Raw genomic sequence first — 15,253 nt, 5'->3', positions numbered from 1 at the left:
GGAGTATCCTTTTTGCAAACAAATATACATTCCGAAAAGGAAACAATTATTTTTATTCATGGATTAGTTGGCAATCGTCGTGCCTTCAAAAAAGAGCATAAACGATTTTCAACCTCCTACAACATTATTACGTATGATTTATTAGGTCACGGCGATGATAAAGGTGAAGCTATCGAATTTTCATTACAACGCCTCGTTGATCAATTATTGAATTTATACGAAAAAGAAGGCATTCAAAAAGCTCATATTTGCGCCTTAAGCTATGGCTGTTATATCTCTACCATTTTTGCACAAATGCACCCAGAAAAAGTATTAAGCATTTGTCATATTGGCGGCCATTATAATAATCCTTCTCTTTTATATAGCGTATTTCAAAAATTTTGGGAGAAACGAGGAGACGATTACTCTAAATGGCTCTCTCAATACGCAAATACCATTTTTCCAAGTGGCATACTAAAAGCAAACCCATTTGCAGTCATTTCAAGAAATATTTATTACCGTTTCGGATTGCAATTACATTCATCAATTATTGTCCAATCATTACGACATCGGTTAGAATTCGATTTAAAATCTAAATTAAAATCACTTCCCCACCCTATACTATGGGTAATGGGTGAACATGATCATCTCTATAAATCTTGTCTTTTTGATTTAAAGTCCATTCTTCCTAACGTTTTATATAAAGAAATACCGTTAGCAGGACATGCAGCAAATTTATTTCGCCCTAACTATTTCCATGACCTATACGATCGATTTTTAAACGGGAAGTTAAAGTAAAAACTACTATACTCCCAATTTATTCAACTATAAAAAGGCTTCCCAAGTTTCCCTGGAAAGCCTTTTCTCTATTCGAAAAGTATATAAACTACTTTTTCTTAGTATGCTTTTGTGTAACCTAAAAGGTGCTTGCTCCAGTAAGAGTTGCTTACTGAACTAATACGTACGCCAGTTGCATCAGTTTCTGCACTAATGAACTGACCGTTTCCTAAGTAAACACCCATGTGAGAAGGACCTGATTTATAAGTGTTTTGGAAGTATACTAAATCACCTGGTTGTGGATTGCTAGTTTTTGTTTTAGAGCTCCAGTATCCAGCAACTGTTTGACGAGCGCCTTTATGACCAGTTTGATTTAATACGTAGTGAATGAATCCACTGCAGTCAAAACCAGCAGGTGTTGTACCAGCAGTTCTGTACGGTGAACCATTTAAAGATCTAGCGAAACCAGCGATTGAAGATGTATTTCCACCTGTTGTTGGTTTTTGTACGTCTTTACCTGGTTGTTGAACGTTATTTGTAACGTTGTTTACTCCGCCTTTTACAAACTTAACGAAGTCTGCACTTACGTAACCTGCACGGCCGTTATGGTTAATTTTGTACCAACCATTTTCAGCGCCAGTAACGTTTAATACTGTACCGTTTGTTACGCCACCAATTACAGCGTTGTATGTAGCTGGGCCTGTACGTACTTTTAGAGCACCAGTGTTAACAACATAAGAACCATCAGTTTGAACTGTAGTAGTATTGTTGTTTGTAGTTGGTTGTTGTGTTTGGTTAGATACAGCAGAACCACCTTTTGTTACGAAGTCTTTGCTTACGTATCCAGTTCCACCATTGAAGTTGATTTTAAACCAATCTTGTACTTCACCAACAACTTGTACTGTTTTACCTTTATTTACAGAGCCTAATACTGTATGAGATGTACTTGGGCCTGTACGTACGTTAAGTGAAGAAACGTTTACTGTGTAAGTACCAGTTCCTTGTTGAACAGTAGTTCCTGTTTTACCACCAGTCGTTACGAAGTCACCACTTACATAACCAGTTTGACCGTTTACAGTTACTTTGAACCAACCGTTTTCTTGTCCAATTACTTGTAGTACTTGACCTTGTTTTACTTTAGAAATAACGCTATGTCCTGTACCAGCACCTGAACGAACATTTAATACATCAGCAGTTACTGTGTATTTTAAGTCAGATTTTGTTTCTACAGTTTTTGTTTCAGTTACAGTCGTTTGAGTTTGAGTTTGTCCATTAATTTCTTTTAGCGCTTCGTTTGAAACTTGTGCTTGAGCAGAATCCATACCTGGAACTGCAACACCTACTACAGAAGCTGCTGCTAAACCTGCAATTACTTTTTTCATAAGTTGTCTTTACTTCCTTTCCCTACTATCCTCTTTAAAAAAACTTATAAACTTAATACTTTACAATATTATCAAAGTAAAATATTCATTAAGTTCCATTTTTTAGCAAGAGTTTTATTTTTCACACAGAGTTCATTTTAAATGAATGAAGTGAAATCCGTGTGAACTTCATGTGAACTTTACCATTAAACTCACTCTTTTTGCAATGCTTTTTTCATATTTCTTATGTATTTCATTGAAAATTCGACATACCATTCATTATCTTAGTAAATATTTTTCTATCCACTTTTAAAAATTCTATTCATCTAACACAATGCAAAGAATGTATTACTTAGTATAGTTCCTCCCATGAAGCATACTCTTATCATGACAAAAAACACTTTTTTTATCAATAGTATAATATTTTTAGAAAACTATTTTTGATACTATCTATCACTTTTAAAAGATTTGACGATTTGTAAGATTTAACTTCAAAAATTCTGTTCTAATTTGACGAAAGTACACATTCCGCTACCCATTTTTAACTGTCTATGGAATTTATAGGGTATTTATATTATCATATATATAGTAGCGTCTTAATCTATACACATTTTATTTACCCTACACGGAAAGCAATTGAATTTTAAGATGAGCGTTTTATTGCTTGCAAATAGTGGAATCAAAAGGGAGGTATATTTATGAATAACATAATAGATGATCCTATAAATAAAAATATAGAACTGTACTATGCTTTTTTTCAATTCGTTTCAATTATTACCTTACAAAAAATATCAACTATTGAAACACGTAAAAACGAATTAAAAAATCAGATGAAAAATTCCTATCAAAAAAATCCTTACTACTTATAAAAAGGTGAACAGGTTGTATCCCTGTTCACCTTTTTATAAGTAGCAAAACCCCGATTGGTTCAAATAATAATTAGTGGGGGATAAACAATTCCCCCACTCGTTCCTACATTATTTATAAATTTTTACACGGTTTTCTAAAGGCTGGTATTCTTTTTCACCTGCAGGTACAACCGGTTTACCAAACGGCATTTGCGCAATAAGCTTCCAATTTTCTGGAACTCCCCATTCTTTTCTCACTTCTTCATCAATTAATGGATTGTAATGTTGCAATGTAGCACCAAACCCTTCAATTTCCAAAGCTGTCCAAATTGCAAATTGTAACATTCCAGAGGATTGCTGAGACCAAATTGGAAAGTTCTCTTTGTATAATGCAAATTTTTCTTGCAGTTCTTCCACCACTTCACTATCTTCGAAGTATAGAACTGTTCCATAACCACTTTTAAATGCATTCATTTTTTCTTCCGTAGAAGCGAAGTTATTTTCAGGTACAATTTTTCGTAACGTTTCTTTCGTAATATCCCATAACTTATCGTGTTGTTCTCCAAGCAAGACGACAACGCGAGCACTCTGAGAGTTAAAAGCTGAAGGTGTATGTTTTACAGCATGATAAATCACTTCTTGAATTTTTTCATCAGAAACTACTTGTTCTTTACTAATTGCGTAAATAGATCTTCTGTCTTCAATCGCTGAGTAAAAATCTTTTGCCATCATAATTCCCTCCAATTTTCATTTGAGGCTTTTTCCTATGTACACATCATATGCCCCTCAAAACTTATCATTAATAAGTTTCTAACTTTATAATATAAACAAACAATAATAAACTCAAATAATAACACTCACATTTTTTACCTTTTTACTTTATTAGTGCTAAAAAATAAAAGGCAATTTGCTGTTACCGATAGTACGTAACAACAAATTGCCTTTTTTATATGATGATCTAACTCAGTATTTCACTTAATTAACTAAGCCAAATGCATAAGACATTAGCTTATTCGTCTCTGTAAAACGCTTTGTTTTACCTTTTGTCCCCATAACAACTGTAATAATACGAGTATCACCTTGTTTTGCTGTACCCGTAAAACAATACCCTGCGCTATCTGTAAATCCTGTTTTTAATCCGTCTATTCCTTCTATATATAAAGCTTTATTATTTTTGTTTAACATATCATTTGTACTTATAACATTAATATTATTAAATGCTAACTGACTTTGACGTAAGTGAGTCACTTCTAATATTTCTGGGTAATCTTTTATAAGATGATACGCCAAGTTTGCTACATCACCAGCCGTCATTTTTGTTTCACTTCCATCGGGCTCTTGTAATCCAGAAGCATTTGCAAATTTAGCATGTTCCGACATTTTGAACTGTTTCGCTTTTGCATCCATAAGCTGAACGAAATCTTTCTCCGATTTTGCTATATGTTCTGCTAAAGCCACAGCTGAATTATTAGCTGACTCAATCATTAATGCATGATATAAATCTTTAACAGTTAATGTGTCATTAACTTGTACTGGGATTCTCGCTCCCTCTGTTTGTGCCGCTTTCGCACTCATTTTCACCGGATCTTCCCAGCGAACTTTCCCATTATGTACATTTTCTAATAGAAGATATGCTGTCATCATCTTAGACATACTTGCTGGCGCAAAAGCCTCATTTTCATTATGTTGATAAATAACATCTCCATTACTCGCATCAATAATCATAGCTGCTTTTGCATCAATTTCCGGTGGTATGTACTTTGGTGGGACTACTTTTTCAACTAATCCTGTTTTAGGTAGTTCTGCCACTTGTAAAGGTTGTCCCTCTATACTTGTTGCACTCTTTTGAGTTCCTTGGAATAAGAACCAACATATCCCTAAAACAATGACTAATAGGACTGTCAGCCTTCCCCATTTTAACCGCTTCATTTCAAAACTCCTTTAACAAACCTTTTATACACTCACATTTAACCATAACAACTTTCCCTTTATATCGTCAAGGTAAAAAGCATATTTATTCATCTACAGCAATTATTATTTCAATGCATGTATGTTACAATGACAATACCGAAATATAAGAATATTCAATGATAAACCTTATGAATAAAACTATTAATAGAAGGGATTCATACAAATGCCACTTCCAAAATCATTAAAATACGGAGATACAATTGGGATTTACTCCCCTTCTTCTCCAGTAACCTACACTTCTCCTAAAAGATTTGAACGAGCGAAATCTTACTTACAACAGAAAGGATTTCATATATTAGAAGGTTCACTAACAGGTCGATATGATTATTATCGTTCGGGTAGTATACAAGAGCGTGCTGAGGAACTAAATGCTTTAATAAGAAACCCGAATGTTTCTTGTATCATGTCAACAATTGGTGGCATGAATTCAAATTCCTTATTGCCTTATATTGATTATAATGCTTTTCTAAATAACCCTAAAATAATGATTGGGTATTCAGATGCAACAGCTTTATTACTAGGGATTTATGCAAAAACAGGACTCCCTACATTTTACGGCCCGGCACTCGTTCCCTCCTTTGGAGAATTTGAGCCTTTTGTAGATGATACATACAAATATTTTGTAGAAACATTACTGCATGATCAAGCGCTTCCATACAACATAAAACAACCTTTATTTTGGTCAGACGAATTTATTAATTGGGAAGAGAAAACGAAAGAAAAAGAACTTAGACCAAATAATTGGATTTCTGTAACAAATGGACAAGCTACCGGACGGATAATTGGCGGCAACTTAAATACAATACAAGGAATTTGGGGCAGCTCTTTTATGCCATGTATTCAAGAAGGCGATATTCTATTTATTGAGGATAGCTCAAAAGATGCAGCTACTATTGAAAGAAGCTTTTCATTCCTTAAAATTAACGGTGTATTTGATAAAATTTCAGGTATCATTCTTGGAAAACATGAGCAATTTGATCATTGTGGTACAAATCGAAAACCTTTTGAAATACTATTAGAAGTACTTCAAAATCAAAGAATTCCTTTTCTAGCAGACTTCGATTGTTGCCATACACATCCAATGATTACCATACCTATCGGTGTTCAAGTAGAGTTGGATGCAACAAATAAAACGATACATATTGTAGAACCTTGGAAAAAATGAATACATGGCTTTTATTGTTTTACAATAAAAGCCATGATACTATATAATTTGGAATGTGAAAGATTAAACTAAATACGTTCCAATATCTATCATTAGAAAAATTAGGTATAAATATATATTTATATGCAAAAGAGAGTGAATAAATGAAACCAACTATTAAAAATTACTTATTTTTACATGTAGCTTTTTTGATATATTCTATCATTATGGTTTACATGAAATGGGCGGCTAAATTCCCCATTGCTTCCATCTCATTTTTTATGGCTTATTTCGGACTAGTTATACTTTTATTTGGATATGCAATTTTATGGCAACAAGTAATTAAACATTTCGAAATATCAAAAGCATATTCACATCGCGGGATTATTATACTATGGTCAATGCTTTGGTCAGTATTTCTATTTGGAGATACGATTCAGTGGAATCATTTACTTGGTGCAGCTATTATTATCGTCGGAATTGTGGTGGTGACAAAAGATGAATAGTTATATGTTATTATTTATTTTCGGGATAATTTTAGCTAATTACTCACAAATATTATTAAAAAAAGCTACTTTGCAACAATACGATTCTAGAATAAAAGAATATGTGAATCCTTATGTTATTATCGGCTACTCTTTATTTGTAATTAACGCTGGATTAAATGTTATCGCCATGAAGGGCATGGCATTAAAACAAGCATCAGCATTAGAATCCTTAAGTTATATCATCATATTAATTTTCGGTTGGTATTTCCTAGGAGAAAAAATAACGAAACGTAAACTCATCGGCAACATGATTATTATCGTTGGTGTAATCGTTTATTGTATCCAATAGTAAAAGGCTCCGTTTATCACAAACGGAGCCTTTTACTATTGACCTAAATTTTGCACCTTCTCTTTCAAATCTCGAACTTGATCTACCGTCTGCATAAGCTCCGAGTTTTTAAACTCTTCTACATTCACTTTCCCTTCTTCTATCTTTGTCATCGCCGTATCAATTAACGTATTTAACTTTTCGTTATATCCGACGATTTGCTGATGAAGATCCTTTGCTACATCAGGCGGTGTTAATTCATTAAAAGCGGGTATATCTTGTTTAATTTCACTAAGCTTCGCTTCTAATTCTTTTCGAGCTTCACTATCATTAACAGCCTTTTCAGCTAATGCTGGTGCATCATTTGCAAACGCACTTATTTCATTTATATAGTCTGTCGCTTTTTGAGCATAATCTATGGAGTTCTTTCCTTGTTCTACTAGTGAACATCCCATTAAGCCAATTGTAACTATAAATACTACTAAAGTTGATTTTATTTTCATTTTAGGCTCCCTTCGTCTTTATAATTGTCTGTAAGTTTCTCTATCCTAACTTCTAGCTACATTACTTATAACCTTTTTTCAAATAGCTATTTACCCTCTTACATGCCCGATTACTGTTACAACATCTACTTCTATATGTACGCTAATAATATCTTCAATTATATCCGTATATCCTTGTCCTATAGCTGTTCCATAGTGTAATGTAAGCCCCTTCTTTTCATACACTGACTTTGGTACTGAAAAAATAAATCTCCTCAGATTTCTTTCATCAGCCGGTTCCATAATTAAAACAATCCCATCCTCATCAAACATATACGCTCGCCCTCCAACTTTACATTCACTATGGCTCAGTATTGCCTTGGTCAGCAAAATTTAAAACATAATACGTTTATATACACACTATGCTGCACCATAAAAATAAAAAACATTCCTTCTTTTTGTTAAGAATGAATGTTTTTTAAAAAATCAATTTCTAACTCTAGCATCTTTCTTTGACGAGGTTTTACTTTTCTTACGGGAACTCCCGCATAAATATACCAATCATCTAAACTCTCTTTTACCATACTCATCGCACCGACTGCCGTACCTTCTCCTATAGTTACATTTGGAAAAATAATAGAATTAGCACCAATAATCGCATGTTTTTTTAAAATAACTTTTTCTGTTTTCACATTCCTATATTGACTCGGAACAGTTGGTCCCATTAATGTATTCCCACTGAAATCATCTAGTACTGCATATACGATTGTTTTAGCTGAGATATTTGCAAAGTCATGCATTTCAATCCCAACTTCCCCTCCATATAACGCTGTATACGCTGATATATGCGAATAACTTCCAATTGTAATTTTGCCACTTAAAATGCAAAAATCATCAATCCTTACATGATTACCTACTGATATAACACCTGGATTATATATACTTGCTTTTTTACTAATCAATACATTCTTCCCAATTGATAAAAATCCAATTTTCTTTAGCTCTTCTTGACTATAAAAACTATTCATCTGCCAACACCGCCCTCTGACCTAAACATCTTACAATTTGTTCTACTATTTCTTTCGTCATTCCTTCCCATAAAGGCAAACTTACTATTCGTTTTGCTATTTTATTTGTTCTTGTTAAATCTGTAGACTTATAGTTTCTAAAAAGAACTTGTTGGTGGCAAGAGGGCGAAAAGTATAATCTAGCTTCTATTTTCTGTTTTTTCAGGTCTTCTATTACTTGTTTGTTGCGAACTTCTTCCGGACAAAGAATAGGCATAAATTGCTGAATAACTACTTCTGTCTTTTGGAGTTGCCACCCTTTTTTCATTAATCCATTACTTTGTAACAATTGTTTATACCATTCAGAAATACGGGTGCGTTCTTTTAATTTGTCATCCCATTTTTTCATAGTTGCAATCCCAATAGCGGCTGCATATTCAGACATTTTACAATTAAACCCCATCATCGTACATTCACGATTTGTATCAAATCCGAAATTCCCCATTCTTTTAATACGTTGTATATCTTCTTCATTTTTACTATATATGAGCCCTCCTTCACCAATTCCAAAAGGCTTTGTTGCATGAAAACTATATACGATCATTCCACTAAAATCCTGTCCATAATGCACACTTCCATTCATCAATCCGAATCCCGGTGCCGCATCTACGACAACCGGAACACCCCTCTTCTCTAATTCTTCATATTCTTCTAAGTTCATCCATGATCCAAAAGTTGCGTACGGGACAACAATCGCAACCTCTTCTTTTAATTCTTCAATCTTATCCAAAAGTACTGTTTTATCCATATACCAATCATCTATTGAAATATCAATAAAATAAGGTTCCAATCCACACCAAATAGCTGCTAATGGAGTCGCTGGGAATGTAAAACTAGGCATGAGAGCATATTTTCCTTTTTTTCTTTTCTTAAGTTGAATGGCCGCCATTAACCCTAACGTTGCGTTTGCTACTGTTGTAACAGCTCCCCTGTTCTGAAAAAATCCCGACATAATTGTTTGTTCAAAACGTTGATTTATAGGTCCGTAATTCGTATATATGTGAGATGTATCAATTTCCTTCAATTCATCCAAATACTCAATTACAGGTACAGTTGAAGCACGTAAAAAAGGAATATTCTCCATATCTATCTATTCCTTCCTATCATTTTCGGACAATATAGAGCATATCTGTTTCAGATAAGCCAAATTTCCTAGCACTTTTCATCCCTTGTTTTTCAGCTAGGTTATATAATTCCACCTTAAATCCCGCATTCATTAATCGTTGAATGAACCCTGATTGATTATAAATTCTCACATGATCTTCTTGACCAAAAGCTAATTTCCTCAATTGTGGAGTTACAATTAATTCATTCTCTATAATAGAATCCACATTCATTACGATGGGTACTTGAATAATTCCCCATCCACCTGGTTTTAGAACCCTATATAACTCTCGCATTGCTTTGCCATCATCAAGAACATGTTCTAATACGTGGCTACATAAAATTACATCAAAAGTATTACTATCATATGTAATGCTTGTAACATCAATTTCCTTCATTAATGGATCCTTTGGCTCTAAATCCCCACATACATACGTAATATTTTTATACTCGTTAAACCAATCTCTTACATTCGCTTCAGGTGCAATATGAAGCATAGTATATTTTCTACTTAACAAGTCCGTTTCCGTTTCAATGTACACACGATACAATCTTTCACGATCCATCGAACTACAAACTGGACATATCCCTGTATCTTTATTCCACATCTCAAATTTATATTTTGGAAAATCATAATGTGCTGGCCAAGGTGAAAATTTTTCAAATTGTTGATTGCAATATTGACAATAACAACATTCTTTCTCAAACATATGGGCAACTAGTTTGTTTAACCCCTTTTTAATCTTTTCATTATAAATTTGATCTAGTTCTCCATTTCTTACTGCATCCTTAACTATAAATCCCGCATTCTCTAAACAATAGGATAAGCTCTCTTTATAATCTCTTTCAGAACTTAAAAAACCACTATTATATGCATCTATAATTAATTCAATCCACTCGTCAATTGTCATTAAAATAAAATGCATTTGTTTTTGATTTTGTCCACTATGTTGTCTAAAATAACTAAGAGGTTCTTGTATATAAACTACTTTTCCTTTCCTCATCATGTCTAGCCAAGTTGCAATGTCATTAATAGCAGAATAAGCCTTCCCTTTAAAATACCCAAACTTCCCTTCAAACATATCTCGATTAAATAGAACAGTTGTCGGCTCACCCACTATATTTTTTAAATTTTTCAATATGTAATTCCCTAACTCTTTTCCTTCAAAAAGTGTAGTTTCTTTCGCAATTTCCATATTCAATGTTGAGGCTGGTAATATCTCTCCGTTCTCATCAATCAGTTCACGATAAGACGTCACAAATGAAATATTTTCTAACGTCAAAAAGTATTTCATCATTCTCTCGATCTTTTCATGATGAAATAAGTCATCATCTAATAAAAAGTTTATATAATCCCCGTTCGCAAGTTCTATACACTTATTAAAGTTTTCAGCAACTAACGGCGTTTCATTTTTAACATATGTAATACACTCATATTCACGTAAATACGGTTGAATCATCGCATTGACTTCATTATTTGTACTGTCGTCAGAAATAATAATTTCAATATTTTCATATGTTTGATTCAGAGCACTATTAAGCGCCAATTCCAAGTAATACGGTCTATTGTACGCAGGAATAAGTATACTTACTTTCGGTAAAGGAGAATTATTATTTATATATTGTTTTTTCTTTTCTATGTTTATTTTCTTTTCTTTAATTTTTTGATAATAGTCTAATGTATATAATATTGATGATGGAACTATCCTTCTTGCATATTCTAGAAAATTAGTTATCGCTTCATCTAACTCTTTTTCGTTAGATAAGAAACCATATTTTTCTCCAGCTATAATACTATGTGAAAAATCTTCTAATCCATCCATCATTTTATTAGATTCATTTAACTGTTGATCTGGATGTAATCGAAAGTAACTCAGTGTCTCTGCTATATATACCGCTTTTCCTTTACTTAATAAAGATAACCATGAAGCTATATCTACGTTACAAAGATACCTCCTCTTATCAAAAATCCCATACGGTTCTTGTAAATCATTTTTACGAAATAAAACTGTTGTCGGTTCTCCAATATAATTTTTTTGATCGACAATTACCCTATTTGCTAATTCTGTTCCCTCTATAATCGTATCCTCTTTAAATAAACGGACAGTTGAATAAATATGTCGTAGTTCTTTCCCTTTTTCATCAATTACTTGACGATGGGATGTTACAAGCTTAATTTCATTATCTAAATCATTGAAAAAATACTTCATCATTTTTTCAATTTTATCCACATGAAAGATATCATCGTCCATTAAAAAATTTATATATTCACCGCTCGCTTTATTAAATAACATTAGAGCATTTTCAAACTGTCCGAGAGTTGACCTGTTTTTTATATAAGTAATATTTGAATGATCACATAAGTATTTTTGTAACACCTTTTCTGTTTCATCATTCGTACTATCATCTCCAACTATAATTTCTATATTAGAGTACGTTTGTTCCAGCACACTACGTAACGCCTCTTCAAAGTAGCGAGGACGATTATATGTAGGAATTAATACACTTACCAACGGAAGTTGATCTACCACCTCTTCATTTCTTTCAATACGAGTTCTCATTTTACTCTCTCACCTCTTCGCATATTATTTATATACGCGACACAAAAATCACATTACTGTAACCGAATGGAGCCTATATACTTTTATGCAGAAATGAAACGAAATATCATACTTTTCGTTCCTGAATAAACATATTTAATAACACGGACATTTTATTTGCACCTTTTTTATTCATATGATCACTATCATAAAAATCTTCATCACAAAATAATGGCGAATCAAATAAATCTATAATTTGAAAAGAATATTGAGCTTGAAAATCGTTTATAACTTTATAAAAATCTTCTTTTAATTTCTTACTACTACAATTGAAATAATGTGAAGTAACAGGGAATACAACAATTAGTGGTTTTATATCATGTTTTAAAAGTAATTCTAAATATGTTTTAAAAATTGTTTTATTTTCAACTAAAGTATGAGGATATGACAATTTAGCATGTGAAGCTGCTCTTATTTTTCCGTGTTCTTCAAAAGGAATGTGAAGAGGAGTGATATTCCATTCAGCATTTATCCAGGGCAATATCAATGATTCATCTGTTAGTTCGTCTAATAAAATATATTCAAAATGCAAATTAAAAATAGAAAAAAGTGGTTTCGGGGTATCTAGATGTGAGAATCCATCAGTGGATAGAGGAGAATGAACTACAGTATGATGGCCGTCTTGAAACAATGGATAATATACTTTGTGAATTCTATATGATTCAGATGATAACGACATGTCAAAGTAAAACGAGAAATAAGCTATTCCTATCAAACAATATTGAAAAGAATGATCGTTTGATAGAAGTTGTGATGCTATTAAATAATCATAGTATAAATCTTGCGATGGAAGTGTTAGTTTTATTGACTTTTTTGAGAGGAGCTCTGTACTTATGCCACAATGCGGATAAGACAAGCCTGTCGCAAACAATTCATACGTCGGATCACCCTTTGCTTTTTTCATAGAAATGTATAAAGACATAAGATCCGGATTTATTTGATAGATAGAAATTAATTTATTCCTCCATTCATACATGTATTTTGTTAAATTAATAATTTTTGTACTTTGCACGCCCCTGTTTATTAATTCATTTACAAGTTTTTCTGCGTCCACTCTCCAAATAACTATATATTGAAAAGAACTCTCTATACGAACAATAGCTGAAACGTCTACAACATGAACGATTGTTTTACATTTATTTTTGTCTAATGTATTTTGAATCTTCTCCCTTGATAATTCATCACTTAAAACAATAATTTTACACTGCTCCTTCACGTATATCCCCTCCATTATATGTATAATATGAAATTCATTTTTCATTCGTAACGATCATATACATTTGCCATCCATCAAAAAAAGAATAGAATATTTATTTCAAAACAAAAAATAGCTCCACCATTAGGCGTAGCTATTTTCACTATTATTACTTATTCAAACTATATTCCTTTATCTAACTCATAAAGCTTTCGATACTTCTCATTTTCTTTCAGAAGTTGTTCATGACTTCCTTGCATCACAATTTTACCACGATCAAGGAAGATAACTTCATCAACATGCTCAATTCCTACAAGATGGTGCGTAATCCAAATTACTGTCTTTTCTTCCGTTGCAGAAAACATTGTTTCTATTAAAGATAATTCTGTCTTTGGATCTAAGCCGATTGTAGGTTCATCTAGTACAATGATTGGTGCTTCTTGCATTAGCGTTCTAGCAAAAGCAACCCGCTGTCTTTCCCCGCCAGAAAACCTTTTCCCCATCTCATGCATTTTTGTTTGTAATCTATCTGGAAGAGAAGCAACATGCGAAGCTAATTGTGCTTTCTCTAAAGCATTCCATATCTCTTCATCTGTTGCCTCTGGTTTGCCGATTCGCACATTATTCCCAATTGTCGTATCGAATAAATGCGGCTTTTGATTCAATACAGAAATATATTTTGATAAAAGATTCGTGTGAGCATGTTCACTATTCAATAAAACTTCACCCTGTAATGGGCTTAGTGCACCTGTTAACAATTTTAACAAAGTAGATTTTCCAGTTCCGCTTCTTCCTAAAATGGCGATTTTTTTTCCTGCTTTTATTTGTAATGATACGTCTTTCAATACAAATTCATTGCTATCTGGGTAACGATACGATACATGATTTAATTCAATGTCTATATGTTTTGGTGCAACATAATCTTTATCTCTAGGTAATTCCTTTTCATCCTGTAAAACACCATTACCTTCTACTTGATTGAGACGATGAGCGGATTCTACATATGATGGAATTCGATCGATAGCATCTGACAGAGGAATTAACGCGTTTGTGACAGATAACGTCATTAAGACGAAAGCCGCAATAACGGTAGGAGCAATCTGTTCACTCGCCGCCTCATTTCCAGTCCATATAATCATTGAAATAACTACAATACCCACTACTAATTGAATAATACTGTCCCGAATATGATTCCAGCGCTTCATTCTTTTTTCCGTTTTTAACAACTGAGCATTTTGATCTACATACTTATCAATGAATTCATCTTTTCTACCACTTGCTTGCCAATCAGATAATCCAAAAACAGCATCTGTTAGTTGTTGGTACAAACGGTTTCTTCCTTGCTTTAAAGTAACATGATGTTTCTTCATTAAAAGTAATGATATAAATGGAAGAAGAAAAACGATAATAGCCAACATACATGCTGCAATAAGTGCAAACACTACGTCAAATGTACCGATAACAAGTACGAATATGCTATATACAACTAATGCTAATATGCTAGGAAATATTGTACGTAAATATAGGTTTTGTAAATGCTCTATATCTTCGGATAATACGCCTAACATATCGCCCGTTTGAAATCGTGAACGGAAAAATAACGCCTGTGGTTCTACTATCCCATATAGTTTCGTTCTCATCTTTTCTAATATGCGTAATACAACATCGTGTCCAACTAAACGCTCTACATAATGAAATACCGCTTGTCCTATACTAAACGCACGTGTTGCAACGATAGGAACATATACAGCCATTACATTTTCTGGTCTAAGAGCAGATTTAGAGATTAAATAACCTGAAATGAAAAGTAGCATCGCACCTGAACTAACTCCAAGAAGACCAAGGAAAATAGTTACAGTCATTCTACCTTTATTTTGCTGTATATACGGTTTAATCCAGTTACTCATCT

At 33.1% G+C, this 15,253-nt stretch carries 15 protein-coding genes; 5 read left to right on the top strand and 10 right to left on the bottom strand.

Translation table 11 applies throughout. The features are described from left to right. Nucleotides 1-12: 12 nt before the first annotated feature. Complete coding sequence (locus PQF83_RS04295) at nucleotides 13-777, top strand: alpha/beta fold hydrolase (protein ID WP_001194298.1); 765 nt, start codon at nucleotides 13-15, stop codon at nucleotides 775-777. A gap of 98 nt (nucleotides 778-875) precedes the next feature. On the opposite strand, the gene entFM is transcribed toward PQF83_RS04295, so the two are convergent. After that, the gene (gene entFM, locus PQF83_RS04290) at nucleotides 876-2,138 is read right to left on the bottom strand and encodes an enterotoxin EntFM (RefSeq protein ID WP_000755544.1); all 1,263 of its coding nucleotides are present in this window, start codon (nucleotides 2,136-2,138) and stop codon (nucleotides 876-878) included. Between the two features lie 677 nt (nucleotides 2,139-2,815). Between entFM and PQF83_RS04285 the strand changes: the two genes are divergently transcribed. After that, complete coding sequence (locus PQF83_RS04285; RefSeq protein ID WP_001059583.1) at nucleotides 2,816-2,986, top strand: hypothetical protein; 171 nt, start codon at nucleotides 2,816-2,818, stop codon at nucleotides 2,984-2,986. A 108-nt stretch (nucleotides 2,987-3,094) separates the two neighbouring features. Here the strand turns inward: PQF83_RS04285 and PQF83_RS04280 are convergent, their stop codons facing one another. Both PQF83_RS04280 and PQF83_RS04275 read right to left on the bottom strand, forming a co-directional pair. Continuing rightward, entirely contained in the window at nucleotides 3,095-3,697 is a 603-nt protein-coding gene (locus tag PQF83_RS04280) for a nitroreductase family protein (RefSeq protein WP_001993708.1), read from the bottom strand. A 243-nt stretch (nucleotides 3,698-3,940) separates the two neighbouring features. After that, nucleotides 3,941-4,894: a D-alanyl-D-alanine carboxypeptidase family protein gene (locus PQF83_RS04275; protein WP_000825887.1), complete on the bottom strand. Its 954-nt coding sequence runs from the start codon at nucleotides 4,892-4,894 to the stop codon at nucleotides 3,941-3,943. Nucleotides 4,895-5,099: 205 nt separating this feature from the next. On the opposite strand from PQF83_RS04275, the gene PQF83_RS04270 reads away from it, so the two are divergent. The 3 genes from PQF83_RS04270 to PQF83_RS04260 all read left to right on the top strand — a co-directional run bounded on the left by PQF83_RS04270 (nucleotide 5,100) and on the right by PQF83_RS04260 (nucleotide 6,917). Beyond that, entirely contained in the window at nucleotides 5,100-6,101 is a 1,002-nt protein-coding gene (locus PQF83_RS04270; protein ID WP_001130821.1) for a S66 family peptidase, read from the top strand. Nucleotides 6,102-6,244: 143 nt separating this feature from the next. Continuing rightward, complete coding sequence (locus PQF83_RS04265) at nucleotides 6,245-6,586, top strand: EamA family transporter (RefSeq protein ID WP_000805123.1); 342 nt, start codon at nucleotides 6,245-6,247, stop codon at nucleotides 6,584-6,586. Next, nucleotides 6,579-6,917: an EamA family transporter gene (locus PQF83_RS04260; protein WP_001089868.1), complete on the top strand. Its 339-nt coding sequence runs from the start codon at nucleotides 6,579-6,581 to the stop codon at nucleotides 6,915-6,917. The genes PQF83_RS04265 and PQF83_RS04260 overlap by 8 nt, the downstream gene beginning before the upstream one ends. Before the next feature lie 35 nt (nucleotides 6,918-6,952). Here PQF83_RS04260 and PQF83_RS04255 read toward each other — a convergent pair whose 3' ends face one another. From PQF83_RS04255 to cydC, 7 genes are all read right to left on the bottom strand, one after another. After that, complete coding sequence (locus PQF83_RS04255; RefSeq protein WP_000695301.1) at nucleotides 6,953-7,399, bottom strand: DUF6376 family protein; 447 nt, start codon at nucleotides 7,397-7,399, stop codon at nucleotides 6,953-6,955. A 90-nt stretch (nucleotides 7,400-7,489) separates the two neighbouring features. Beyond that, the gene (locus PQF83_RS04250) at nucleotides 7,490-7,711 is read right to left on the bottom strand and encodes a hypothetical protein (RefSeq protein ID WP_000459104.1); all 222 of its coding nucleotides are present in this window, start codon (nucleotides 7,709-7,711) and stop codon (nucleotides 7,490-7,492) included. 128 nt (nucleotides 7,712-7,839) lie between these two features. Further along, the gene (locus PQF83_RS04245) at nucleotides 7,840-8,406 is read right to left on the bottom strand and encodes an acyltransferase (protein WP_001084169.1); all 567 of its coding nucleotides are present in this window, start codon (nucleotides 8,404-8,406) and stop codon (nucleotides 7,840-7,842) included. Next, entirely contained in the window at nucleotides 8,399-9,529 is a 1,131-nt protein-coding gene (locus PQF83_RS04240) for a DegT/DnrJ/EryC1/StrS aminotransferase family protein (RefSeq protein ID WP_000427955.1), read from the bottom strand. Before PQF83_RS04240 ends, PQF83_RS04245 begins: the two co-directional genes overlap by 8 nt. Nucleotides 9,530-9,548: 19 nt before the next feature. After that, nucleotides 9,549-12,110 (bottom strand): glycosyltransferase, encoded by a 2,562-nt coding sequence (locus PQF83_RS04235; RefSeq protein WP_001260402.1) that lies wholly within the window; start codon nucleotides 12,108-12,110, stop codon nucleotides 9,549-9,551. A 106-nt stretch (nucleotides 12,111-12,216) separates the two neighbouring features. After that, a complete protein-coding gene (locus PQF83_RS04230; protein ID WP_000662729.1) occupies nucleotides 12,217-13,365 on the bottom strand; it encodes a hypothetical protein in 1,149 nt (382 codons plus the stop codon). Nucleotides 13,366-13,526: 161 nt separating this feature from the next. Next, nucleotides 13,527-15,251, bottom strand: a complete 1,725-nt coding sequence (gene cydC, locus PQF83_RS04225) for a thiol reductant ABC exporter subunit CydC (RefSeq protein ID WP_000073479.1) — start codon at nucleotides 15,249-15,251, stop codon at nucleotides 13,527-13,529. Between the last annotated feature and the right edge of the window lie 2 nt (nucleotides 15,252-15,253).

Origin of the sequence: Bacillus sp. FF-1 (assembly GCF_028548245.1) — a bacterium.
GTDB lineage: Bacteria > Bacillota > Bacilli > Bacillales > Bacillaceae_G > Bacillus_A > Bacillus_A paranthracis.
This window is presented reverse-complemented; position numbering and strand designations above follow the sequence as displayed.